This window comes from Cellulosimicrobium funkei (assembly GCF_004519295.1).
GTDB lineage: Bacteria > Actinomycetota > Actinomycetes > Actinomycetales > Cellulomonadaceae > Cellulosimicrobium > Cellulosimicrobium funkei.
The window spans coordinates 439,968-461,589 of record NZ_SOZH01000004.1 but is presented as its reverse complement, the minus strand read 5'-3'; the positions used below and the strand labels follow the sequence as shown (position 1 = coordinate 461,589).

The window sequence follows — 21,622 nt, the reverse complement described above, 5'->3', positions numbered from 1 at the left end:
CCCGCCGAGCACGACGTTGCTGTCGCCATAGCGCCCGTCACGACAGCAAGGTCGTGCTCGACGGGGAGCGGCGTCGTGGTCGGCGGCGGCGTCGTGGCGGGGGCGCGGCGGCGTCGGTGGGAGGCGGTAGCGTCGCGCGCATGACCACGAAGTACGACGACGCGTCCTGGCACTCGGGCGGCGAGGGCTACCCGCCCGAGGCCGGTCCCGAGGCGGGGGCGACGCACATCGGCATGTTCCTCGCGTGGGCGGTGCTCGCGGGGCACGCGTCCCCGGAGCTCGAGGAGGACTCCGAGGACGAGCTCGCGGCGCTGCGCGAGCGCACCGTCACGCCGGGCGCGTTCGTGCACGACTCGTGCGACGGCAAGCTCGTCGACCACGACCTCGACGACGTCGGCACCGCGTTCGCGAGCGCCTACTACGCGGGCGACGACGAGGACGAGGGCGACGCCGGCCTCTACCTCGAGGACTACGTGGACGCCGTGAGCCCCGGCGACGGGGAGCCCGAGGACGTGTACCGCGTCCCGGACACGTGGGAGACGTACGAGCTCGTCGCGCCGCTGATCGACGCGCGGTTCGCCCAGTGGGACGACGAGGGCCGCCCGGCGGTCCTGCGGCACCGCGCGTGACATGAGCGCCCCGACGCCCGTCACGCGCCTCGCCGCCGTCCTCCGCGCCGACAACCCCGGCCCCATGACGCTCGACGGCACGCGCTCGTACGCGCTGCGCGCGCCGGGCTCGGCGTCGTGCGTCGTCGTGGACCCGGGGCCCGACGACGCGACCCACCTCGACGCGCTCGCCGCCGCCGGGCCGGTCGAGCTCGTGCTCGTGACCCACCGGCACGCCGACCACACGGCCGGGTCCCCCGGGCTGCGCGCGCGCACCGGCGCACCCGTGCGGGCCGCCGACCCGGACCACTGCCACGGCGGCGCGCCGCTGCGCGACGGCGAGGTGATCGAGGCCGCAGGCCTGCGGGTCGCGGTCCTCGCCACGCCCGGCCACACCGCCGACTCGATCTGCCTCGTCCTGCCCGACGACGGCCCGGTCGCCTCGACCGACGACCGCGCCCGCCGCACGGCGGACCCGGGCCCGGCGGGCTCCGGCACCGCGGGCCCCGTCGCCGCGGGCTCCGGGACCGCGGCGGACGAGGGCGCGCGGGCGCCGTCGGGCACGACGATCCTCACGGGCGACACGGTGCTCGGGGCGGGGACGACGGTGATCGCGGCGCCCGACGGGTCCCTCGGCGCCTACCTCGCGAGCCTCGACGCGATCGAGGCCGTCTCGGGCGGCCTGGGACCGGTGGCCGGCCTCCCGGGCCACGGACCGGTCGTCGACGACCTCGCGGCGCGCGTGCGCGCGTACCGGGAGCACCGTCACGAGCGCCTCGCCCAGGTGCGGGCCGCGCTGGTCGCGCTCGGCCTTGCCCCGGACGCGCCGGGCGCGGTCGACGAGGTGGTCGCGCGGGTCTACGCCGACGTCGACCCCGCGGTGCGAGGAGCCGCCCGGCAGTCCGTCGCCGCGCAGCTCGCGTTCCTCGCCGGCCCAGACACCGACGCGGGCACCGGCACCAGCACCAGCACCAGCACCAGAACCAGAACCAGAACGATCGCCGACATCGGAGCTGACGCGGCCGACGACACCCCCGGCGCCCCGAGCCGCGACGGCTGACTGTCGGTGCCACGGTGCACGATGACGGGATGACGACACCACGGCTCGGTATCGCGTTCGTGCCCACCCACGCACCCGAGAGCCTGCGGCGGCTCGCGACGACGGCGGAGGACGCCGGCCTCGACGACCTCTGGGTGTGGGAGGACTGCTTCAAGCAGTCCGGACTCGCCTCGGCGGCCGCTGCCCTGGCGTGGACCGAGCGCGTGCGCGTCGGCATCGGGCTCATGCCCGCCCCGCTGCGCAGCACGGCGATCACGGCGATGGAGGTGGCGACGCTCGCGCGGATGTTCCCCGGTCGCCTCGTCGCGGGGTTCGGGCACGGCGTCCAGGAGTGGATGGGGCAGGCGGGGGTGCGCGTCGCGTCTCCCCTGACGCTCCTGCGCGAGCACGCGACGGCGCTGCGCAGCCTGCTCGCGGGCGAGGAGGTCACGACGGACGGCCGGTACGTCACGCTCGACGCCGTCCGGCTCGACTGGCCGCCCACGGGTCCCGTCCCGCTGTGGCTGGGCGGGTCGGGGCCGCGGACGCTCGCGCTGGCCGGCGAGCTCGGCGACGGTCTCATCCTCACGAACGCGCTGACCCCCGAGGACGTGCGGGGCGCGGCGGCCGTCGCGCGCGAGGGCGGTGCGGGCCCCGGGTTCGACGTCCACGCGACGCTCATCGCCGCGACGGGCCCGGACGCGCAGGCGCGGGTCGACCGCGAGCTGCCGGTGTGGGGCGCGGAGCCCGGTCGGGGCATCGGCGCCGCGGGCGACGCGCAGGCGGTCGCGGCGGGCGTCCTGGCTCTCGCGGAGGCGGGCGCGACGGCCGTGGCGGTCCAGCCGACCGCGGACGAGCCCGACGTCGAGGCGTTCGTGCGCTTCCTCGGGCGAGAGGTCGCGCCGCTGCTCAGCTCCCGGTGACGCGCCCGGTGTCGCCCTCGGTGCCCGCGGCGCCGGGCCGCTGCCGCAGGCCGTGGACGAGGGCGACCACCGCGCACACCAGCGCGACGGCGCCGACGGCGAGCGCGAGGCGGACGGGGAAGTCGGCATAGAGGTCGGTCACCTCGCCGACCGGGAGGCCCGAGCCCGCCGCGGTCTCGCGCACTTCCGCCGCGAGCGCACCGATCCGTCCGGGCACCCGCGTCACGGCTGCGGAGACCCACCCGAGCAGCTCGAGGACGACGGAGGCCACGGAGTGGGCGCCGGACGCGAGGGGGATCACCGGTCCACCCTAGCGGAACCGGACAGCGCGGTCATATGCGGCACGGCGGGGTATCGCCTCAGGTCAGCGGCTTGGCGAAGCACAGCGCGACGTGGTTGTCGCCGTCGTAGGGCGGGAAGTGCGCGACGGCACGGAAGCCGAGCGAGCGGTAGAGCGCGATGGCGCCGGGCTGGCGGATGCCCGTCTCGAGCAGGAGCGTGGAGACCCCGCGCTCACGCGCCGCCGTCTCCAGCCCGTCGAGGAGCCGGCGCGCGGTCCCCGTGCGGCGCGCGCTTTCGCGCACGAACACCTTCTTCACCTCGAGCGCGTCCTGCGGCGCGCCGGGCTCGGGCCGTCGCAGCGACGCGCACCCGAGCGCCTCGCCGTCCCGGTACGCGACGAGGGTGACCACGACGTCCGCTCCCAGGCGCGCGTCCACGGCCTCGAAGCCCCCGGCGGAGTCGAGGCCGCTGAAGAGCTCGGGGTACAGGACGGCCGACGACGTCTCGTGCATCTCGCGGCGCAGCGCTGCCGCGTCGGGGTCGTCCCACGGGACGGCTCGGAGCTCGACCGCCGCACCCCCGACGACCAGGCCGCCCGCCGCGGCGCCGGACCCCGACCTCGTGCCGTCCAGCGCAGCGCCCCGTGGTCCGGTGGCATCCGGCGCGGCGGTCCGCGCTCCGGCGGCATCCGACGCAGCGGCGGGCGACACGCGCAGGTCGAGCGCGAAGCAGCGCGAGAGCGGCTGCCCGGCGTAGTGGCCGTACGACTCGATCGGCACGTACCCGAGCGAGAGGTAGAGGTCGATGGACTCCGGCTGGAGCGTGCCCGTCTCGAGCACGAGCCGGTCGAGGCCCGCGGCGACCGCGCGCTCGTGCAGCGCGCGCATCGCGGTGCGTGCGTGCCCGCGACCCCGGTGGGCGGGCTCGACGTACAGGCGCTTCACCTCGCCGGTCCGCGCGGGGTGCGTGCCGCCGCGTCCGTCCGGCGTGCCGGAGACGTCGCGCAGCGCGACGAACGCGACCGGCTCGCCGTCCTCCCGGACCACGACGTTCGCGAGCGCCGCCTCGGGGGCGAACGTGCCGGCGTCGGGCTCGCCGTAGCGCACCGCGAGCTCCGCCTGCTGCCGCGACCGCAGCCGCTCGGCCGCGGCGTCGTCCGCCGGGACCGTCGCCACGGTGACGACCCCGGTCCCGGGGCGCCCGACGGCGTCGGGCAGGACGCGCGGGAGCGTCACGCGCGGACGAGCGCGCCCAGGACGGACGTGAAGAACCCGAGACCGTCGGTGCCGGCGCGCGGGCCGGCCTCGGCCGCCGGGCCGAAGCCGGGCTCGACGGCGTGCTCCGGGTGGGGCATGAGGCCGACGACGTTGCCCGCCGCGTTCGAGATGCCCGCGATGCCGCGGCGCGACCCGTTCGGGTTCCACCCGTCGTAGCGGAAGACGACGCGCCCCTCGGCCTCGAGCTCGTCGAGCGTCCGCTCGTCGGCGACGAACTGCCCGTCCTGGTTCTTCAGCGGGATCGTGATGCGCTGGCCGGCCGTGTAGTCGCGCGTCCAGGCGGTGTCGGCGTTCTCGACCACGAGGACCTGCTCGCGGCACACGAAGTGCAGGTGGTCGTTCTTGACCATCGACCCCGGGAGCAGGTGGGCCTCGGTGAGGATCTGGAAGCCGTTGCAGATGCCGAGCACGGGCATGCCGCCCTTCGCGGCGTCCACGATCGACTCCATGACCGGCGCGAAGCGGCTGATCGCGCCCGCGCGCAGGTAGTCGCCGTAGGAGAAGCCGCCGGGCAGGACGACCGCGTCCACGCCGTGGAGGTCGGCGTCGGCGTGCCAGAGCGACACCGCCTCGCCGCCCGCGAGACGCACCGCGCGCGCGGCGTCGCGGTCGTCGAGCGTGCCGGGGAAGGTGACGACGCCGACCGTGGCCGTCGCGAGAGCCGAGGCGGTCATCAGGCGAGACCCTGCGACGTGATCGTCGCGGCGGCGTCCGTCTCGATGTCGGCGACGCGCACGACGTCCTCGATGACGGGGTTCGACAGGAGCTTCACCGCGGCCTCCTCGGCGGCGGCAAGGACCTCCGGCGTCACCGGGCCCTCGACCTCGAGCTCGAACCGCTTGCCCTGGCGGACGGAGGTGAACTGGGTGAAGCCGAGGCGCGGCAGCGCCCCGACGACGGCCTTGCCCTGCGGGTCCAGGATCTCGGGCTTGGGCATGACCTCGACGACGACGCGTCCCACGGGGGCTCCTTGGCGAGAGTGTTGGGAGGGCCGGGGCTCCGGGATCCCGGCCACGTCACGGGCGTCGAGGACGCCCGGGAGGACGGGACGAGCGGGAGCCGACGGCGGGATTCCGCGCTCAGTCTAGCGGGCGCGCGCACCCGCCCGGTCGGGCGTCCGCACGGTGAGCGGGCGTGCTCAGCCGCCCGCGGTGCGGCGCTGGTCCGGGGTGTCGACCGGGATGTTGCCGTCGAGCACGTGCTTGCGCCAGGCCCGGTCGACGTGGGACCGCCGGAACAGGAACCCGCTCACGAGTGCAGCCGCGCACCACAGCGCACCCATCCACAGGTCCGGCCGAGTGACGTCGTACGAGAACAGCGCATGGCCCAGGACGGGCCACCCGTAGAACACCGCCAGCGCGGTCCCCAGGCTGCCCAGGGTGACGCGCCACGGATAGAGCGCCCCGTGGATGTCGTCGGCGACCCACCACCAGTACCGCGCGGGGAGCCGCAGGTCGAGCGACCGGTAGAGCAGCCAGCGCCCGAGCGGCGGGTGCTCGCGCCACCGCAGCGCCCACCCCGCGCGCACGAGGCCCCACGCCTCGCGGGCGCCGATGCCGCGCGGAGCGGCGCCGGCGTCCGGCTCGGGCGCCAGGTCGAGCAGGACGGCGAGCGCCTCGTCCCCGTGCAGGTCGCGCCAGCGCCGGGGGTAGGCGCGCAGCCAGAACCGCGCGGACCGCTCGTACCGGTCTGCGCCGCGCGCCCCGCGGGCAGGGCGGCCGGGCTGCGCGCCGTCGGCGGCGGCCCGTCGCCCGGTCACGCGCCGCTCCCGGCGAGACCGTCGGCGGCACCCCGACCGGCACCGCGGGAGAGCGACCGGCGCGCGCGCTCCGCGAGCTCGGCGAGGCGCAGGGTCTCGGCGCGCGCTGCGCGGCGCCCGTCGTCGGTCGCGCGGTAGTAGCGACGCAGCCGGCCGTCGACGACCTCCTCGCCCGTCGGCTCCACGAGACCGGCCGCGACGAGACGGTCGAGGTTCCCGTAGAGGGTGCCCGCGCCGAGGCGGGTACGGCCGTCGGAGAGATCGCTCACCGACCGGATGACGGCGTAGCCGTGGAGCGGCTCCCCGCTGAGCGCGAGGAGCACGAGGTACGCCTGCTCCGTCATGCGGAACGGGGCTGAGGTGACCATGGTCGATATATATCGCCCGGCGACCTATGTGCGCAAGTGCTCGGCGCGTGTCGGAGGGTGGGGCTAGTCTCGAACACGTGTTCGAGACGCACGCTCGAGCACGGTGCGAGGGCGGGGTCCTGCCCCTTCCCCGCCCTCGCACGACACCTCGCCCGACGACGCACGGAGGCTCCCCATGGACGCACCGGCAGCACCCGTCCCGACGATCGACCGCGGCCGTTCACGACCCGCGCCGGCCACCGTGGCCCGCGTCCTCGCGCGCGACGGGACGTGCGTCTTCCCGGGCTGCCGCGTACCGGCGTTCCGCTGCGACCTCGACCACCTGGTCGCCCCGCGGCCGGGCACGAGCACAGGCACGGACGACGACGCGGAGTCCACGCACGGGGCCGACAACCTCGTCGCACTGTGCCGCCACCACCGGGTCGTCCGCGCACGCGACGGCTGGCGCCCGGCGCTGCTCGCCGACGGGTCGGTCCGGTGGACCGCGCCGAGCGGGCACACCTACCTCCGGCCCGGCACCCTCCGGACCGCGTGAGGGTGGGGAGAGGCGTCAGGAGAGAAGCGTCAGGCGTCAGGCGTCAGGCGTCAGGCGAGCGTCGACCCGGTGAGCCGCTCGTACGCCTCGAGGTAGCGCGCGCGGGTACGTGCGACGACGTCGGCCGGGATCGACGGCGGCGGGGTGTCCGCGGCGCGGTCCCAGCCCGACGCGGGCGACGCGAGCCAGTCGCGCACGAACTGCTTGTCGAAGCTCGGCTGCGCGCGGCCCGGCTCCCACTGGTCCGCGGGCCAGAAGCGCGACGAGTCGGGCGTGAGCACCTCGTCGCCGAGCACCGTCTCCCCCGTCGCCGGGTCCACGCCGAACTCGAGCTTGGTGTCCGCGAGGATCACGCCGCGATCGCGCGCGATCTCCTCGGCGCGCGCGTAGACGGCGAGCGTGAGGTCGCGCAGGCGCGTGGCGTCGTCGAGGCCGATCTGCTCGGCCACGACGTCGAAGGAGACGTTCTCGTCGTGCTCGCCCACGGCCGCCTTCGTCGCCGGCGTGAAGATCGGCTCGGGCAGGCGCGACCCGTCGACGAGGCCGTCGGGCAGCGGCACGCCGCACACCTCGCCGCCCGCGCGGTACTCCACGAGGCCGGAGCCCGTCAGGTACCCGCGGGCCACGCACTCGACCGGGAACATGTCGAGGCGGCGGCAGATCATCGCGCGCCCGGCGACGACGTCCGGCACGAGGCCGTCGCCCGGCACCGCCGAGACGGCGGTCGAGACGACGTGGTTCGGCACGAGGTCGGCGAGCTGCTCGAACCACCACAGGCTGAGCTGCGTGAGCACGACACCCTTGTCGGGGATACCGGGCGACAGCACGTGGTCGTAGGCGCTCACCCGGTCGCTCGCGACGACGAGCACGACGTCGCCCAGGGGGTGCACGCCTCCGACGGCCGGCAGGTCCGGCGTGTACAGGTCGCGCACCTTGCCGGAGTACGCGTGCGTCCAGCCGGGCAGGTCGAGCGCGGCCGTGTCGAGGGCGTCGGCCTCGCCGAGCGAGAGAGCCGAGCCGGGGTCCTGCGGGGTGTGGGTCACGGCCCCTAGTGTCGCACCATGCGATTCGAACCCGGCCCCTCGTCCACCTCGGGAGCCGCCCCCGGCGGCGCGCTCGGCGGCACGCCCGACCAGGGCGAGGACGCCGGGCGCGCGACGCACGACCCGGCGGTGCGCGACTTCCTCGCGACCTTCTCGGCCTTCATGGAGACCGCCAACGAGCAGGCCCAGCGGCAGCGGACCGACGCCGGGCCGTCCGTCGCGGACGTGCTGCGCGAGCACCTCGGCACCGACCCGCGCTCGATCGCGGTCGTCACTGAGACGGTGTCCGCTCTGCGCAGCGTCGACGCGGACGTCGCGATCGAGGCCGTCGTCGCCTGTCACGGCGGTGGCCGCGTCGTCGGCGTCGGTGGCGGCGAGCAGCGGATGCACACGTCCCTCTCCGAGATCGTCGAGCACTCCGCCCTGTGGCGCCAGTTTCCCGTCGGCGCGGTGGACTACGCGCGCGCGGCGACGGGCCCCGAGAGCGAGCGCCGCACCGTCTCCTTCGGTCTGCACCTCTTCGCGTACGCGGGCACGCCCGTCGCGCTCCTGCAGCGCGCGGCGAACCCGCGGCACGGCGACGAGGGCAGCGTCGAGGTCATGTGCCCCCAGGAGGACGCCGCCCTGTCGCTCCTCGCCGAGCTCCGGGCGGCCATGGTCGAGCACAGCGTGCTGCGCGGCCAGGTCGTGACGTTCACGGCGTCGGACTACGGCGCGCAGGCCGGCGGCATGACGTTCCTGCGGCGGGACCGGGTCCCGGCGACCGACGTGGTGCTCCCGGACGGCACGCTGAGCAGGATCGAGCGTCAGGTGCTCGGCGTCGCGCGGCACCGCACGGAGCTCCTCGCGGCAGGCCAGCACCTCAAGCGCGGCGTCCTGCTCTACGGCCCGCCCGGGACCGGCAAGACGCACACCGTCCGCCACCTGGTCGGCGAGAGCCCGGGCACGACGGTGATCGTCCTCGCGGGCGGTGCGCTGCGGCTCGTCCGGCTCGCCGCCGAGACGGCTCGCGCGCTGCAGCCCGCGATCATCGTGCTCGAGGACTGCGACCTCATCGCCGAGGACCGCTCGTTCCACGACGGCCCGCAGCCACTGCTGTTCGAGGTGCTGGACGCGATGGACGGCCTCGGCAGCGACTCCGACGTCGCGTTCGTCCTGACGACGAACCGGGCCGACCTCCTGGAGCGGGCGCTCGCGCAGCGGCCCGGCCGGGTCGACCTCGCGGTCGAGATCCCGCTGCCGGACGCGTCGGCGCGGCTACGGCTGTTCGAGCTCTACCGCGGCGACCTGCCGTTCACCTCCGGAGCGCTCGCCGACGCCGCCGATCGCACGGACGGCGTGACCGCCTCCTTCGTCAAGGAGGTCGTCCGACGAGCCGTGCTGCGCGCGGTCGAGGCCGGGCACGACGTGGGCGACGAGGATCTCCGGTCGGCCGTGCACGAGATGACCGCCGACGCCGAGCGCATCACGCGCTCGCTGCTCGGCTCGTCGCCGGACCTCCTCGACGACGGGTCGCTCGAGCCCTGACGGAGCGCCGCACCGGGCGCTCGCCGCACGGGGGAGGTCGGTCTCGCGCCAGTACTCCCGCGCGTGCCGATCGACCGGCGTGCCGCTAGTCTGCTGGCCAGGACGGCCGTGGGAGCGCTCTCCCGCCGTCAGGGGGCCGCACCGGCGCGACTCCTGCGGGGGCGCGTGCGCTGCTGTCCGGGCCTGCCGACGGCGGCGGGCCCCATCCGCACGGAGGAGGCAACGATGCACCACCGCACGATGCACCATCGCCTGACAGCGCTAGCGGCCGGAATGGGGGTGGTCGTCGCGAGCGTGGGCCTCGCGACGACCGCGCACGCGGGCGCTCTCGGTCCCGCGGGCGCGCCCCTGTCCGCACCGAGCCCGAGCCCGTCACCGACGACCGCGAGCCCCGCCGCCCCCGCCCCCGACGACCTGTCTGACGGGCAGCTCCGCGCTCTCGAGCGCGACCTGGGGCTCGATGCCGCGGGCGTCGCCGACCGGCTCGCGCTCGACGCAGCGACGGCCACCGTCGAGCGCGCACTGAGCGACGGCCTCGGGACGGCGTACGCCGGCACGTGGGTCGACGCCGCGGCGGGCGCCCCCGTCGTCGCCGTGACCGACCCGGCGGCCGTCGCCGACGTCGAGGCGGCCGGGGCCACGGCCGTCGTCGTGGAGCACGGCCTGGCCGAGCTCGACGACGTCGCCGCCCGGCTCGACGCGACCACCACCCCCGACGCCGTGCAGGCCTGGTACGTCGACGTCACCACGAACGAGGTGGTCGTCGAGTCGCTCGACCCCGCGGCAGCGCAGGCGTTCGTCGCCGCGTCCGGGGTCGACGCCGCCGCGGTGCGCACCGAGGTCCTCGCGGCGCCGTACGAGCTCACGGCCGACGTGCGCGGCGGCGACCGCTACATCACCCGGGACCCGGGCGCGTCGTCGGGCTCGGCCTGCTCGATCGGCTTCGCCGTGCAGGGCGGCTTCGTCACGGCGGGGCACTGCGGCGCGGCGGGCAAGGAGGTGCTCACCGCGAGCTGGGCGCGCATGGGTACGGTCCAGGCGGCGTCGTTCCCCGGCCACGACTACGCGTGGGTGCGCGTCGACGCCGGGTTCTCCCCCGTCCCCCGGGTGAACAACTACGCGGGCGGCACCGTCGACGTCGCCGGCTCGGCCGAGGCGCCCGTGGGTGCGTCGGTGTGCCGCTCGGGCGCCACGACCGGCTGGCGCTGCGGCGTCATCGAGCAGAAGAACATCACCGTCAACTACGGCAACGGCGACATTCCCGGCCTCGTGCGCGGCAGCGCGTGCGCGGAGGGCGGCGACTCGGGCGGGTCGGTGATCTCCGGCAACCAGGCGCAGGGCGTCACGTCGGGCCGCATCAACGACTGCTCGAACGGCGGCAAGTTCATCTACCAGCCCGTCAACCCCATCCTGTCGGCCTACGGACTATCGCTCGTGACCACGGGCGGCGGGTCGGGCAGCGCGCTCGTCGGGCTCGCGGGCAAGTGCATCGACGTCCCCGGGTCCGACTTCAGCGACGGCAAGCGCCTCCAGCTGTGGACGTGCAACGGGTCGAGCGCGCAGCGCTGGACGTTCGAGGCCGACGGCACCGTCCGCGCGGGCGGCAGGTGCATGGACGTCGCGTGGGCGGCCACGGCCGACGGCACGGCGCTCCAGCTCGCGAACTGCAGCGGCAACGCGGCCCAGAAGTTCGTGCTCAGCGGCGCGGGCGACCTCGTGTCGGTGCTGGCGAACAAGTGCGTCGACGTGCCGAGCAGCAACAGCGCCGACGGCACCAAGCTGCAGATCTGGACGTGCAACGGCACCGCGGCCCAGAAGTGGCGCCGCGCCTGACGCCTCGCCCCTGAGGTGCTGCGCACGGCACGGCGGTCGCTCCCCGCGGAGAACGACCGCCGTGCCGTGCTCGACGGCGGAGTGTCAGCGCGCGAGCGTGACCTCGCCCGCGGCGGCCCTCGCCGCGATGTCGGTGCGGTGGTGCGATCCCGGGAGCACGATGCGGTCGACCGCCGCGTACGCACGGCGGCGCGCCTCGGCCAGGTCCGCGCCGCGCGCCACGACCGACAGCACGCGGCCGCCCGAGGCGACCAGGCCGCCGTCGTCCGCGCGCGACGTGCCCGCGTGCAGCACGTGCACGCCCTCCACGCCCTCCGCCGCGTCGATCCCCGTGATGGGGTCGCCGCCGCGGTCGGCGCCCGGGTAGCCGTGCGCCGCGACGACGACGGTGACCGACGCGTCGTCGTGCCAGCGCAGCGGGCCGACCTCGGCGAGCCGCCCCTGGGCCGCCGCGAGCATGACCGCGGACAGCGGCGTCGCGAGGCGCGTGAGCACGGACTGCGTCTCGGGGTCGCCGAAGCGCGCGTTGAACTCGACGACGCGCGTGCCGCGGCTCGTCAGCGCGAGGCCCACGTAGAGCACGCCGACGAACGGGGTGCCGCGGCGCGCCATCTCGTCGATCGTCGGCTGCGCGACGCGCGTGACGACCTCCTCCACCAGGCCCTCGGGCGCCCACGGCAGCGGGCTGTAGGCGCCCATGCCGCCCGTGTTCGGGCCCGCGTCGGCGTCGAACGCGCGCTTGAAGTCCTGGGCGGGCGCGAGCGGCACCACCGTCGCGCCGTCGCTCACGCAGAAGAGGGAGACCTCGGGACCGTCGAGGTACTCCTCGACGACGACGCACGGGTCCTCGGGCGTGCCGTCCGCCGCGCGGCGGGGCGTCGCGAAGCACGCGGCGGCGTGCTCGAGCGCGGCCTGGCGGTCCTCCGTGACGACGACGCCCTTGCCCGCGGCCAGGCCGTCGTCCTTGATGACGTAGGGCGCGCCGAACGCGTCGACGGCGGCCGCGACCTCGTCGACGTCGGTGCACACGTGCGCGAGCGCCGTGGGGACCGACGCGGCGGCCATGACGTCCTTCGCGAACGCCTTGGACCCCTCGAGCCGCGCGGCCTCGGCGCTCGGCCCGAACACGGGGACGCCGGCCTCGCGCACCGCGTCCCCGACGCCGGCGACGAGCGGCGCCTCCGGGCCGACGACGACGAGTTCGACGCCCAGGTCCGTCGCGAGCGCGGCCACCGCGGCGCCGTCGTTCTGGTCCACCGCGTGCAGCGTCGCGAGGTCCCCGATGCCCGGGTTCCCCGGGGCGGCGTGCAGCTCGTGGCGCTCCGCGCCCGGGCGGTCGGCCTCGTGCGCGAGGGCGTGGACGATGGCGTGCTCGCGGGCACCGGTCCCGACGACGAGGATCTTCACGGGCGCCGAGTCTACCGAGACGGCCCGGACGCCCCGCGGGGCGTCCGGGCCGTGGTCGGCGGGCGTCGTCGGCTCAGTGGATGAGGTCGTGGCGCGGGATGATCGCGTCGCGGCTCGGGCCGACGCCGATCGCGGAGATCCGCGTGCCCGACATCTCCTCCAGCGCGTGCACGTAGCGCTGCGCGTTGACCGGCAGGTCGTCGAACGTGCGGGCGCCGGAGATGTCCTCCCACCAGCCGTCGAGCTCCTCGTAGATCGGCTTCGCGTGGTGGAACGCCGTCTGGTCGAGCGGCATCTCGTCGTACCGGACGCCGTCGACGTCGTACGCGACGCAGACCGGCACCTTCTCGAAGCCGGTGAGGATGTCGAGCTTGGTGAGCACCATGTCGGTGATGCCGTTGACGCGGGTCGCGTAGCGAGCGATGACCGAGTCGTACCAGCCGCAGCGGCGCGCGCGACCCGTCGTGACGCCGTACTCGCCGCCCTGCTTGAGCAGGTACTCGCCGTTCGCGTCGAACAGCTCGGTCGGGAACGGGCCCTCGCCCACGCGCGTCGTGTACGCCTTGATGACGCCGATCACGGAGCTGATGCGCGTCGGCCCGACGCCCGAGCCCGTGAGCGCGCCGCCCGCGGTCGCGTTGGACGACGTGACGAACGGGTACGTCCCGTGGTCGACGTCGAGCATCGTGGCCTGCCCGCCCTCGAAGAGGACGTTCTTGCCCGCGTCGAGCGCCTTGTTCAGCTCGAGCGCCGTGTCCGCGACCATCGGCTTGAGCCGGTCGGCGTACTGCAGCAGCTCGGCCACGGTCTCGTCCACCGTGATGGCGCGGCGGTTGTAGACCTTCACCAGCAGGTGGTTCTTCTGGTCGAGCGAGCCCTCGATCTTCTCCGCGAGGATCTTCTCGTCGAACAGGTCCCAGATGCGGATGCCGACGCGGTTGATCTTGTCCGCGTACGCCGGCCCGATGCCGCGGCCCGTCGTGCCGATGCGACGCTTGCCGAGGAACCGCTCGCTCACCTTGTCGATCGTGCGGTGGTAGCCGGCGATGACGTGCGCGGAGCCCGAGACGAGCAGGCGCGAGACGTCGACGCCGCGCGAGATCAGGTCGTCGAGCTCCTGGAACAGCACCTCGATGTCGACGACGACACCGTTCGCGATGACCGGCGTGACCCCCGGGGACAGGATGCCCGACGGCAGCAGGTGGAGCGCGTACTTCTCGTCCCCGATGACGACCGTGTGGCCGGCGTTGTTGCCGCCGTTGAACTTGACCACGTAGTCGACCCGGGACCCGAGGAGGTCGGTCGCCTTGCCCTTGCCCTCATCGCCCCACTGGGCACCGACGAGCACCACGCCTGGCATGGAATCCCCACTTTCGCGCTGCCTGTTCCTCGGGCCGGTCATGGTCGTGGGCGCGCACCGGCGTCCGGAGCGGAGCGGGCACGGCGTGCCCGACGGCGCCGGGCCCGCGGGCCCGAGGCGTCACCCGGGCGGCAGAGACCCGGGGACCGGCGCCGAGTTTACCGGTCGGATGACGGAAATTGACCTTCGAGGCGGCTATCGACCGCGTCACGCCCGGGATGGGCAGAATGGCCTCATGAGCGACACCCACCCGAACCTCCTCGACGGCCCCGCACCCGTCCGCCTCCCCGACGACTACGCGCACGTCCGCGACGCCATCGCGGCCGACGGCGACCCGTACGAGATCGCCGGCCGCTCGCCCGCGAGCTCGCTCGCGTGGGCCTACCTCGCCGAGGACTTCCTCCACGAGAACGGCTCGCGCGGCGCGGTGACGGCCTACGCGTTCGCGCGCACCGGCTACCACCGCGGGCTGGACTCCCTGCGGCGCGCCGGCTGGCGCGGCCAGGGCCCGATCCCGGCCGACCACGTGCCGAACCAGGGCTTCCTGCGCGCGCTCCTGGCCCTCGCCGAGTGCGCCGCGTACCTCGGCGAGGTCGAGGAGGCGGAGCGCTGCGAGCAGTTCCTGCGCGACTCCGGCACCTCGGCCGACGAGGTGCGCGCGCTGCGCTGACCGGCCGCGCGTCCGCCCGGCGACCACCGGGTGGGCGCGCGACGCACCCGGGCGGCGTCTAGAGTCGTGGGCATGATCGAGATCGCCACGTCCCCCGCGACGACGACCCTCGTCATCGCCGGAGACCTCGATCTCGCCGAGCGCGACCAGTTCCCGGAGATCGCTGCACGCGTCGTCGGGCTGCGCCGTCAGCTCCTCGTCATCGACATGTGCCGCGTGACGTTCATGGACTCCACCGGCGCGGCGTTCCTCATCTCGCTCGCCGACGCCGGTCGCAAGCGCGGCGGTGCGACGGTGCTGCGCGGCTGCGACGACCGGGACCTGTTCGTGCTCGAGGTGTGCGGCGCGCTCGAGCTGTTCCGCATCGACAACGACCACCGCTGCGAGCCCGCGACGCCCCCGTCCGGCTTCGCCAAGGTCGAGCCCCCGGCCTGACGCCCGCGGGGCGTCCTAGCGCCCCGAGGGTCGCAGGGTTGCCCACACGAGCTTGCCCGACGCCGTCGGGCGCCACCCCCAGTCGGCGAGCCGCTCGACGATCTGCATGCCGAAGCCGCCCATGCGGTTCGGGTGCCCGTCCGTGGGGACGGGGGGCGCCGGGTTGGAGTCCTCGACCTCGACGCGGATGCCGTCGCCCGTGTCGAACAGGCGCAGCGCGAGGTGGCCCCACCCGTGCAGCACGCCGTTCGCGACGAGCTCCGAGACGACGAGCTCCGCGTTGGCGCTCTCCCGCACGCCCCACGCCTGGCACGTGCGCACGACGGCGTGCCGCGCACGCCCGATCGACGCCGGCTCGCTCGGCAGGAGCCAGCGGCGGCTGCGCGGGCTGAGCACGACGGCGGACGCGTCCCGCTGCGGGTCGGGGATGCGCACGACGACGAGCGCGACGTCGTCCTCGGGGGCGTCGGCCAGGCGCGACAGCAGCTCCTCGCCCACGCCCGCGGCGTCGACGGCCGTGACCGCCTCGGACGCCGCGACGAGCGCCTCGAGCCCGACCCGCAGGGCGCGGTCGCGGCGCTCGATGAGGCCGTCGGTGTAGAAGACGAGCGTGTCGCCCGGCAGGAGCGTCGCGACGCCCGTCGAGCGGCTGCGGCCGCCGAAGCCGACGAGCGCTCCCCCGGCGTCGTCGAGCTGCGTCACGGTGCCGTCGCGCAGCAGGAGCGGCGGCAGGTGACCGGCGCGCGAGTACTCGATCCGCCACGTGTCCTCGGGCTGCGCGGCGTCCGGCTGCGTGAGCGCCGCGTACACGAGGCTCGCGGAGCGCGGGATGCGCATGCCCTGGACGAGCTGGTCGACGCGCTCGAGCACGGGGCCGGGCGTCGTGAGCTCGTACGCGTACGAGCGCACCACCGAGCGCAGCTGGCCCATCGCGGCCGCGGCCTCGACGTCGTGCCCCACGACGTCGCCGATGACGAGGCCGACGACGTCCGGCGCGATCTGCAGGACGTCGTACCAGTCGCCGCCCACCTGGGCGTGCTCGGAGTTCGGCGCGTAGTACGTCCACACGTCGAGGCCCGTGACGTCGGCCTGCTCGGGGAGCATCGCGCGCTGGAGCGTCTCGGCGAGGCGGTGCTCGCGCGCGTACAGGCGCACGTTGTCGATCGCGGTGCCGGCGCGGCGGGCGATGACCTGCAGCAGCGTGCGCACGCCCTCGCGGGCCTCCGCGTCGGTGCCGAACCCCTGCGGCGGCGTGTCGGGCAGGTCTCCCGTGACGAGCAGGCCGAGGATGCGCCGGCGCCCCGGGACGGCGGACACCGTCACGGACCCCGGTCGCCGGGGCAGCCCGGAGAGCCGGTGGTGGAGGTCGCGCTGGAGCCAGCCCGAGGCGGACCACTGCGGGTACGTGGCGGAGAGGTCGAGCGTCACCGGCCCCTCGATGCGCCCGTCGAGCACGTCCTGGACGCGGTCGGGCACGTCCACGCGGACGCGCGGCACCGAGCCGGTGACGGAGGCCGAGTCGCCGAGCGCGTCGGTCGCGTGCACGCCCGGGGCCAGGGGCAGGACGCCGGGCGTGTAGCGGCCGTGCCGCTGGCCGCGCCCGCTCGGGGGCGCCGCCGTGTCGACGCCCTCCGCGTACCGCAGCCCGTCGTCGTTGAGGTAGAAGCCCGCCCAGTCGACGACGTACCCCGCGAGCAGCGCCGTGATGTCGCGCAACGCGTACGGCTGGTCGAGGTCGGCGAGGAGGTCGGAGCTTCGGGAGACGACGTCGAGCACCGCGCGCTCGCGCCGCTCGAGCGCGAGCGACGCGACCTGGGCCGCGTACCGGTCGAGGTGCTCGGAGACGTCGACCTGCGCACCGACCCAGTGGGTCACCGTGCCGTCCGGGCCGGTGAGGGGCGCGAGCGAGAGCTGCGTCCACACCGCGACCCCGTCGCGCCGGAAGGTGCGCACGGTGTAGGTGAGCTCGCGCTCGTCGGCCACGGCGGCGCGGAGCTGCTGGGCGTCGACGGGGTTCGCGAGGAGCGACTCGAGGACCTGGGGGCTGCGGCCGAGCACCTCGGCGGCGGTGAACCCGGTCTGCCGCTCGAACGCGCGGTTGACCCAGACGATCGGCATCTCCGCCGACCGCGGGCCCGTGACGAACATCGCGACCCCGGTGGCGTCCATCGCGCGTGTGCACAGTTCCTGGACGTGCGCGGGCAGGTCGGTGCCGAGCCCCGGCGAGCTGCCCATCGTCACCTCCGACGGTCCGAGCGTCGATCGTCTGGAAACGGACGCCACGGTCGCGTTACTGTCCCGACTGGACATTCAACCGTAGATTGGTGCTTCCCGAGACCGGAACCGGTCCGGACCACGCCAGAGAGGAGCGCCGGTGCGCGAAGGTACACCCCCGGCCGCAGACCGCCCGGTCGGCGTCGCCGGCGACCCCGCAGGAGCGGGCGACCCCGCGAGCGTGCACGTCATCGTGGGTACGACGCGAGCCCGCATCGTGCTCTCGGGCGAGATCGACGCCGACCTCGGCGCCGACCTCCAGGAGGCGACCGCCGCGGCGGAGGACTCCGGCCTGCCCGTCGAGATCGACGCCCACCACGTGACCTTCATGGACTCGTCCGGTGTGGCGTTCCTCGCACGTCTCGCGTCGCGCGGCCCGCACCGCGTGCGCGTCCTCCGCGCCCCGCCCACGGTCCGGTTCCTGCTCGAGGTGACCCGCATCGGCGAGCTGCTCGACATCGTCGACGTGGACCCCGGCTTCGACCTCGACGAGCCTCCCGGCAGCGGCGCGGGCACCACCGACTGATTCCCGTGGCCGCCTGACGCCCGTCGTCGGGCGCGCCCGCCGCCGCAGCACGACGAAGGCCCCCGGTCCTCACGGACCGGGGGCCTTCGTGCGACGCGGGCCCGGAGCGGACGCCGGGCCGTGCGGCGTCAGCGGATCTTGTTGCCCGCGGAGCGCAGCTGCTGCGACGCCTCGATGATGCGCGCGGCCATGCCGGCCTCGGCCAGCTTGCCCCAGGCGCGCGGGTCGTAGGCCTTCTTGTTGCCGACCTCGCCGTCGATCTTCAGGACGCCGTCGTAGTTCGAGAACATGTGCCCGACGACGGGGCGCGTGAACGCGTACTGCGTGTCGGTGTCGATGTTCATCTTGATGACGCCGAAGTCCACCGCCGCCGAGATCTCCTCGGCCGTGGAGCCGGAGCCGCCGTGGAAGACCAGGTCGAACGGGTTCTCCTTGCCGACCTTCGCGCCGACGGCCTCCTGGATCTCCTTGAGGATCTCCGGGCGGAGCTTGACCGCACCCGGCTTGTACACGCCGTGCACGTTGCCGAACGTGAGGGCCGTCAGGTAGCGGCCCTTCTCGCCCGTGCCGAGCGCCTCGATCGTCGCGAGGCCGTCCTCGACCGTCGTGTAGAGCTTCTCGTTGATCTCGGCCTCGTGGCCGTCCTCCTCGCCGCCGACGACGCCGACCTCGATCTCGAGGATCGTGCGCGCCGCCTGCGAGAGCTCGAGCAGCTCGGCCGCGATGGTGAGGTTCTCGTCCAGGGGGACGTCCGAGCCGTCGTACATGTGCGACTGGAACGTCGGCAGGCCGCCGTTCTTCACCTGCTCGGCCTCGATGGCCAGGAGCGGGCGGACCCAGGAGTCGAGGTTCTTCTTGACGCAGTGGTCGGTGTGGATCGCGATCTGCACCGGGTAGTTCTTCGCGACCTCGCGCGCGTACGCCGCGAGCGCGAGCGAACCGGCGATGCGGTCCTTGACCGTCGAACCCGAGCCGTACTCGGCGCCGCCCACGGAGACCTGGATGATGCCGTCGGACTCGGCCTCGGCAAAGCCCTGGAGCGCGGCGGTGATGGTCTGCGACGAGGTGATGTTGACGGCCGGGTAGGCGAACGAGCCTGCCTTCGCCCGGTCGATCATCTCGGCGTAGACCTCGGGGGTTGCGATGGGCATGCGGAGCTCCTGTGGAGTCGTGCGGGGTGGACTGTCAGGTCAAAGTCTGGCATGGATGACAGCGCGAGGTCAGGGCCGTTCGACCTGTGGTCCCCGGATGACCACGCCTCTACCTCGGCGACCCCGTCGGCCCCAGGTGCTGCGCCGCCCACGCGTGCAGGGCGATCGCGCCGGCGGCGCCGGCGTTGATCGACCGGGTCGACCCGTGCTGCGTGATGTGGAGCACCGCGCGGCACGCCTCGACCGCCTCGGGCGTCAGCCCGGCCGACTCCTGGCCGAGGAGCAGCACGCACGACGCGGGCAGCGCGTAGCCCTCGATCGGCACCGACCCCGGGACGTTGTCGACCCCGAGGAGCGGCAGCCCCTCCCCCGCCGCCCAGACCGCGAGGTCCGCCACCGACGCATGGTGGTGGACGTGCAGGTAGCGGTCGGTGACCATGGCGCCGCGGCGGTTCCACCGCCGTCGCCCCACGACGTGCACCCCGGCCGCGTTGAACGCGTTGGCGGTGCGGACGACGGAGCCGATGTTCAGGTCGTGCGCCCAGTTCTCGATCGCGACGTGGAGCCGGCGGGCCGGGTCGCGGCGCGCGTCGAGGTCGGCGACGACGGCCTCGACCGTCCAGTACCGGTAGGCGTCGACGACGTTGCGGCGGTCGCCGTGCGCGAGCAGCTCGGGGTCGTACCGAGGGTCGAGCCGCGTCGCTCCGGGCGGTCCGGCGGGGTCCGGGACGCGGGGCCACGCCTCCGGGCCGCCCGGCCACGGGCCGACGCCGACCTCGCGCTCGTCCGCCTCCCGCTCGCCCGCGCTGCTCGCCATGGCGCACATTCTGCCGGGACCCGCAGGTCCGTCGTCGCCGGACCTCCACGGCGGGTCCACACCGACCGCCGGGCCACGCGGCCGCGCCCGGCTACGCTGGTGACCCGTGACCACCCTCGCCGAGCTCGCCTCCGCCCTCCCGGGAGCCGCGCACGCCGCGAGCCTCGGCGCCGCCGGACCGGTCGCCGCCCTGGGCCCCGACTGGATGGACCCGATGACGCTCATCGAGCGCTTCGGCGACGCCGCGCTCGTCGGGATCGTCGTCGTCATCTTCATCGAGACGGGCCTGCTCTTCCCGATCCTGCCGGGCGACTCGCTGCTGTTCACCGCGGGCGCGCTCGTCGCGCAGGAGTCGCTGCAGATCAGCCTGCCCGTGCTGCTCGTCCTGCTGTTCGCCGCGGCGTTCCTCGGCGACCAGACGGCGTACCTCATCGGACGCACCGTCGGGCCCAAGGTGTTCGACCGGCCCGACTCCCGGTTCTTCAAGCGCAAGTACATCGACCAGACGAACGCCTACTTCGAGAAGTACGGCGGCCGGACGATCGTCATCGCGCGGTTCGTGCCCATCGTGCGCACGTACGCCCCCGTCGCCGCGGGTGTCGGCAAGATGCACTACCGGCACTTCGTCGGGTTCAACGCGCTCGGCGCGCTGCTCTGGGCCGTCGGCCTCACGTGGCTCGGCTACCTCCTGGGGAACATCACGTTCGTCAAGGAGAACATCGAGGCGCTCGTCCTCCTCATCGTCTTCCTGTCCGTGCTGCCCATGGTCGTCGAGGTCTGGCGCGGGCGGCGGGCGGAGAAGCGGGCGGCGGCGCTCGAGGCGCAGATCGCGGCCGACGCCCAGCAGAGGACCGGGGTCGCGGAGGACGCGACCGCCGTCGGCCAGGCCGACACGGACGGGAAGGACGCCTGACATGACCCGAGAGATCACGAGCTGGCTCACCGACATGGACGGCGTGCTCGTCCACGAGGGCCACGCGATCCCCGGCGCACCGGAGTTCGTGCGCGCGCTGCGCGACAAGGGCCGGCCGTTCCTCATCCTCACGAACAACTCGATCTTCACGGCACGCGACCTGCGGGCGCGGCTCGCGACGTCAGGCATCGACGTGCCGGAGGAGTCGATCTGGACGTCGGCGCTCGCGACGGCGCAGTTCCTCACCGACCAGATCCCCCAGGGCAGCGCGTACGCCGTGGGCGAGGCCGGGCTGACGACGGCGCTCTACGAGGCCGGCTACACGCTCACCGAGTCCGACCCGGACTACGTGGTGCTGGGCGAGACGCGGACGTACTCGTTCGAGGCGATCACCAAGGCGATCCGCCTCGTGCTGGGCGGGTCGCGGTTCATCTGCACCAACCCCGACACGACCGGACCCTCGCAGGAGGGACCGTTGCCCGCCACGGGCGCCGTCGCGGCGATGATCACCTCGGCGACGGGCCGCAAGCCGTACTTCGTCGGCAAGCCCAACCCGATGATGTTCCGCTCCGCGCTCAACCGCATCGACGCCCACTCCGAGACGACCGCGATGATCGGCGACCGGATGGACACCGACGTCGTCGCGGGCATCGAGGCGGGCCTGTACACCTACCTCGTCATGACGGGCTCCACGACGATGTCCGACGTCGACCGCTACCCGTTCCGGCCGAGCAAGGTCGTCGACTCCGTCGCGGACCTCGTCGACCTCGTCTGAGGGCACGCCGGGCCGGTCCGGCCGTTCCAGCTCCCCGGGGAACCCCGCACGCACGACGACGCCCGGTCACCGCGAGGTGACCGGGCGTCGTCGTGCCGGG

23 protein-coding genes are annotated in these 21,622 nt (G+C 74.6%); 11 read left to right on the top strand and 12 right to left on the bottom strand.

The genetic code is table 11. The annotated features are described in order from the left end of the window. Positions 1 to 140: 140 nt before the first annotated feature. From E1O70_RS07995 to E1O70_RS07985, 3 genes are read left to right on the top strand one after another with little or no spacing between them, the layout of a single operon-like run. Positions 141 to 629 (top strand): DUF7832 domain-containing protein, encoded by a 489-nt coding sequence (locus tag E1O70_RS07995; protein WP_061267133.1) that lies wholly within the window; start codon positions 141 to 143, stop codon positions 627 to 629. A 1-nt stretch (position 630) separates the two neighbouring features. Beyond that, a complete protein-coding gene (locus E1O70_RS07990; protein WP_082774314.1) occupies positions 631 to 1,668 on the top strand; it encodes an MBL fold metallo-hydrolase in 1,038 nt (345 codons plus the stop codon). A gap of 29 nt (positions 1,669 to 1,697) precedes the next feature. Then, a complete protein-coding gene (locus E1O70_RS07985) occupies positions 1,698 to 2,570 on the top strand; it encodes an LLM class flavin-dependent oxidoreductase (RefSeq protein ID WP_061267134.1) in 873 nt (290 codons plus the stop codon). Here the strand turns inward: E1O70_RS07985 and E1O70_RS07980 are convergent. The 6 genes from E1O70_RS07980 to E1O70_RS07955 all read right to left on the bottom strand — a co-directional run bounded on the left by E1O70_RS07980 (position 2,557) and on the right by E1O70_RS07955 (position 6,256). After that, the gene (locus E1O70_RS07980) at positions 2,557 to 2,871 is read right to left on the bottom strand and encodes a hypothetical protein (protein WP_061267135.1); all 315 of its coding nucleotides are present in this window, start codon (positions 2,869 to 2,871) and stop codon (positions 2,557 to 2,559) included. The genes E1O70_RS07985 and E1O70_RS07980 overlap by 14 nt on opposite strands. A gap of 58 nt (positions 2,872 to 2,929) precedes the next feature. Further along, positions 2,930 to 4,087: a GNAT family N-acetyltransferase gene (locus tag E1O70_RS07975; protein ID WP_061267136.1), complete on the bottom strand. Its 1,158-nt coding sequence runs from the start codon at positions 4,085 to 4,087 to the stop codon at positions 2,930 to 2,932. Continuing rightward, positions 4,084 to 4,803 (bottom strand): phosphoribosylformylglycinamidine synthase subunit PurQ, encoded by a 720-nt coding sequence (gene purQ / locus E1O70_RS07970; protein WP_034654359.1) that lies wholly within the window; start codon positions 4,801 to 4,803, stop codon positions 4,084 to 4,086. The genes E1O70_RS07975 and purQ overlap by 4 nt, the downstream gene beginning before the upstream one ends. After that, positions 4,803 to 5,090: a phosphoribosylformylglycinamidine synthase subunit PurS gene (gene purS, locus E1O70_RS07965; protein ID WP_021483374.1), complete on the bottom strand. Its 288-nt coding sequence runs from the start codon at positions 5,088 to 5,090 to the stop codon at positions 4,803 to 4,805. The genes purQ and purS overlap by 1 nt, the downstream gene beginning before the upstream one ends. Positions 5,091 to 5,267: 177 nt before the next feature. Then, a complete protein-coding gene (locus E1O70_RS07960) occupies positions 5,268 to 5,888 on the bottom strand; it encodes a hypothetical protein (protein ID WP_061267137.1) in 621 nt (206 codons plus the stop codon). After that, entirely contained in the window at positions 5,885 to 6,256 is a 372-nt protein-coding gene (locus E1O70_RS07955) for a PadR family transcriptional regulator (protein WP_240696638.1), read from the bottom strand. The genes E1O70_RS07960 and E1O70_RS07955 overlap by 4 nt, the downstream gene beginning before the upstream one ends. A gap of 175 nt (positions 6,257 to 6,431) precedes the next feature. Between E1O70_RS07955 and E1O70_RS07950 the strand changes: the two genes are divergently transcribed. Continuing rightward, the gene (locus E1O70_RS07950; RefSeq protein WP_061267139.1) at positions 6,432 to 6,791 is read left to right on the top strand and encodes an HNH endonuclease; all 360 of its coding nucleotides are present in this window, start codon (positions 6,432 to 6,434) and stop codon (positions 6,789 to 6,791) included. Between the two features lie 50 nt (positions 6,792 to 6,841). On the opposite strand, the gene E1O70_RS07945 is transcribed toward E1O70_RS07950, so the two are convergent. Beyond that, positions 6,842 to 7,756 (bottom strand): phosphoribosylaminoimidazolesuccinocarboxamide synthase, encoded by a 915-nt coding sequence (locus E1O70_RS07945; protein ID WP_061267194.1) that lies wholly within the window; start codon positions 7,754 to 7,756, stop codon positions 6,842 to 6,844. Positions 7,757 to 7,852: 96 nt separating this feature from the next. Here E1O70_RS07945 and E1O70_RS07940 point away from each other — a divergent pair, with 96 nt between their 5' ends. Further along, entirely contained in the window at positions 7,853 to 9,361 is a 1,509-nt protein-coding gene (locus tag E1O70_RS07940; RefSeq protein ID WP_082774316.1) for an AAA family ATPase, read from the top strand. 273 nt (positions 9,362 to 9,634) lie between these two features. After that, positions 9,635 to 11,194, top strand: coding sequence for a ricin-type beta-trefoil lectin domain protein (locus E1O70_RS07935; protein ID WP_205688628.1), 1,560 nt, complete (start codon positions 9,635 to 9,637; stop codon positions 11,192 to 11,194). An 84-nt stretch (positions 11,195 to 11,278) separates the two neighbouring features. On the opposite strand, the gene purD is transcribed toward E1O70_RS07935, so the two are convergent. Together purD and E1O70_RS07925 are read right to left on the bottom strand one after the other, a co-directional pair. Continuing rightward, entirely contained in the window at positions 11,279 to 12,601 is a 1,323-nt protein-coding gene (purD, locus tag E1O70_RS07930; RefSeq protein ID WP_061267140.1) for a phosphoribosylamine--glycine ligase, read from the bottom strand. A 73-nt stretch (positions 12,602 to 12,674) separates the two neighbouring features. After that, positions 12,675 to 13,961, bottom strand: a complete 1,287-nt coding sequence (locus tag E1O70_RS07925; RefSeq protein ID WP_021482868.1) for an adenylosuccinate synthase — start codon at positions 13,959 to 13,961, stop codon at positions 12,675 to 12,677. 235 nt (positions 13,962 to 14,196) lie between these two features. On the opposite strand from E1O70_RS07925, the gene E1O70_RS07920 reads away from it, so the two are divergent. Both E1O70_RS07920 and E1O70_RS07915 read left to right on the top strand, forming a co-directional pair. Beyond that, on the top strand, positions 14,197 to 14,631 hold the full coding sequence (locus E1O70_RS07920) for a DUF3151 domain-containing protein (RefSeq protein WP_043653884.1): 435 nt from the start codon (positions 14,197 to 14,199) through the stop codon (positions 14,629 to 14,631). Between the two features lie 72 nt (positions 14,632 to 14,703). Further along, positions 14,704 to 15,066: an STAS domain-containing protein gene (locus E1O70_RS07915; protein ID WP_043653881.1), complete on the top strand. Its 363-nt coding sequence runs from the start codon at positions 14,704 to 14,706 to the stop codon at positions 15,064 to 15,066. 15 nt (positions 15,067 to 15,081) lie between these two features. Here E1O70_RS07915 and E1O70_RS07910 read toward each other — a convergent pair whose 3' ends face one another. Beyond that, positions 15,082 to 17,301, bottom strand: coding sequence for a SpoIIE family protein phosphatase (locus tag E1O70_RS07910; protein WP_061267141.1), 2,220 nt, complete (start codon positions 17,299 to 17,301; stop codon positions 15,082 to 15,084). A 139-nt stretch (positions 17,302 to 17,440) separates the two neighbouring features. On the opposite strand from E1O70_RS07910, the gene E1O70_RS07905 reads away from it, so the two are divergent. Continuing rightward, positions 17,441 to 17,866: an STAS domain-containing protein gene (locus E1O70_RS07905; RefSeq protein WP_061267142.1), complete on the top strand. Its 426-nt coding sequence runs from the start codon at positions 17,441 to 17,443 to the stop codon at positions 17,864 to 17,866. Between the two features lie 128 nt (positions 17,867 to 17,994). Here E1O70_RS07905 and fbaA read toward each other — a convergent pair whose 3' ends face one another. Together fbaA and E1O70_RS07895 are read right to left on the bottom strand one after the other, a co-directional pair. After that, positions 17,995 to 19,017: a class II fructose-bisphosphate aldolase gene (gene fbaA / locus E1O70_RS07900; protein WP_021482032.1), complete on the bottom strand. Its 1,023-nt coding sequence runs from the start codon at positions 19,015 to 19,017 to the stop codon at positions 17,995 to 17,997. Positions 19,018 to 19,126: 109 nt separating this feature from the next. Next, complete coding sequence (locus E1O70_RS07895; RefSeq protein WP_128957622.1) at positions 19,127 to 19,834, bottom strand: TrmH family RNA methyltransferase; 708 nt, start codon at positions 19,832 to 19,834, stop codon at positions 19,127 to 19,129. Positions 19,835 to 20,039: 205 nt separating this feature from the next. Between E1O70_RS07895 and E1O70_RS07890 the strand changes: the two genes are divergently transcribed. Further along, entirely contained in the window at positions 20,040 to 20,747 is a 708-nt protein-coding gene (locus E1O70_RS07890) for a VTT domain-containing protein (RefSeq protein ID WP_082774328.1), read from the top strand. A 1-nt stretch (position 20,748) separates the two neighbouring features. Next, on the top strand, positions 20,749 to 21,522 hold the full coding sequence (locus tag E1O70_RS07885) for an HAD-IIA family hydrolase (protein WP_021482670.1): 774 nt from the start codon (positions 20,749 to 20,751) through the stop codon (positions 21,520 to 21,522). The last annotated feature ends 100 nt before the right edge of the window (positions 21,523 to 21,622 follow it).

What these genes read in the sequence shown, in the direction of transcription:
- E1O70_RS07910 (WP_061267141.1), bottom strand. Translation starts at nt 17,301, where the DNA reads ATGGGCAGCTCGCCGGGGCTCGGCACCGACCTGCCCGCGCACGTCCAG.
- E1O70_RS07925 (WP_021482868.1), bottom strand. Translation starts at nt 13,961, where the DNA reads ATGCCAGGCGTGGTGCTCGTCGGTGCCCAGTGGGGCGATGAGGGCAAG.
- E1O70_RS07935 (WP_205688628.1), top strand. Translation starts at nt 9,635, where the DNA reads ATGGGGGTGGTCGTCGCGAGCGTGGGCCTCGCGACGACCGCGCACGCG.
- fbaA (WP_021482032.1), bottom strand. Translation starts at nt 19,017, where the DNA reads ATGCCCATCGCAACCCCCGAGGTCTACGCCGAGATGATCGACCGGGCG.
- E1O70_RS07985 (WP_061267134.1), top strand. Translation starts at nt 1,698, where the DNA reads ATGACGACACCACGGCTCGGTATCGCGTTCGTGCCCACCCACGCACCC.
- E1O70_RS07885 (WP_021482670.1), top strand. Translation starts at nt 20,749, where the DNA reads ATGACCCGAGAGATCACGAGCTGGCTCACCGACATGGACGGCGTGCTC.
- E1O70_RS07955 (WP_240696638.1), bottom strand. Translation starts at nt 6,256, where the DNA reads ATGGTCACCTCAGCCCCGTTCCGCATGACGGAGCAGGCGTACCTCGTG.
- E1O70_RS07995 (WP_061267133.1), top strand. Translation starts at nt 141, where the DNA reads ATGACCACGAAGTACGACGACGCGTCCTGGCACTCGGGCGGCGAGGGC.
- E1O70_RS07940 (WP_082774316.1), top strand. Translation starts at nt 7,853, where the DNA reads ATGCGATTCGAACCCGGCCCCTCGTCCACCTCGGGAGCCGCCCCCGGC.
- E1O70_RS07950 (WP_061267139.1), top strand. Translation starts at nt 6,432, where the DNA reads ATGGACGCACCGGCAGCACCCGTCCCGACGATCGACCGCGGCCGTTCA.
- E1O70_RS07890 (WP_082774328.1), top strand. Translation starts at nt 20,040, where the DNA reads ATGGACCCGATGACGCTCATCGAGCGCTTCGGCGACGCCGCGCTCGTC.
- E1O70_RS07990 (WP_082774314.1), top strand. Translation starts at nt 631, where the DNA reads ATGAGCGCCCCGACGCCCGTCACGCGCCTCGCCGCCGTCCTCCGCGCC.
- purQ (WP_034654359.1), bottom strand. Translation starts at nt 4,803, where the DNA reads ATGACCGCCTCGGCTCTCGCGACGGCCACGGTCGGCGTCGTCACCTTC.
- E1O70_RS07915 (WP_043653881.1), top strand. Translation starts at nt 14,704, where the DNA reads ATGATCGAGATCGCCACGTCCCCCGCGACGACGACCCTCGTCATCGCC.
- E1O70_RS07895 (WP_128957622.1), bottom strand. Translation starts at nt 19,834, where the DNA reads ATGGCGAGCAGCGCGGGCGAGCGGGAGGCGGACGAGCGCGAGGTCGGC.
- E1O70_RS07920 (WP_043653884.1), top strand. Translation starts at nt 14,197, where the DNA reads ATGAGCGACACCCACCCGAACCTCCTCGACGGCCCCGCACCCGTCCGC.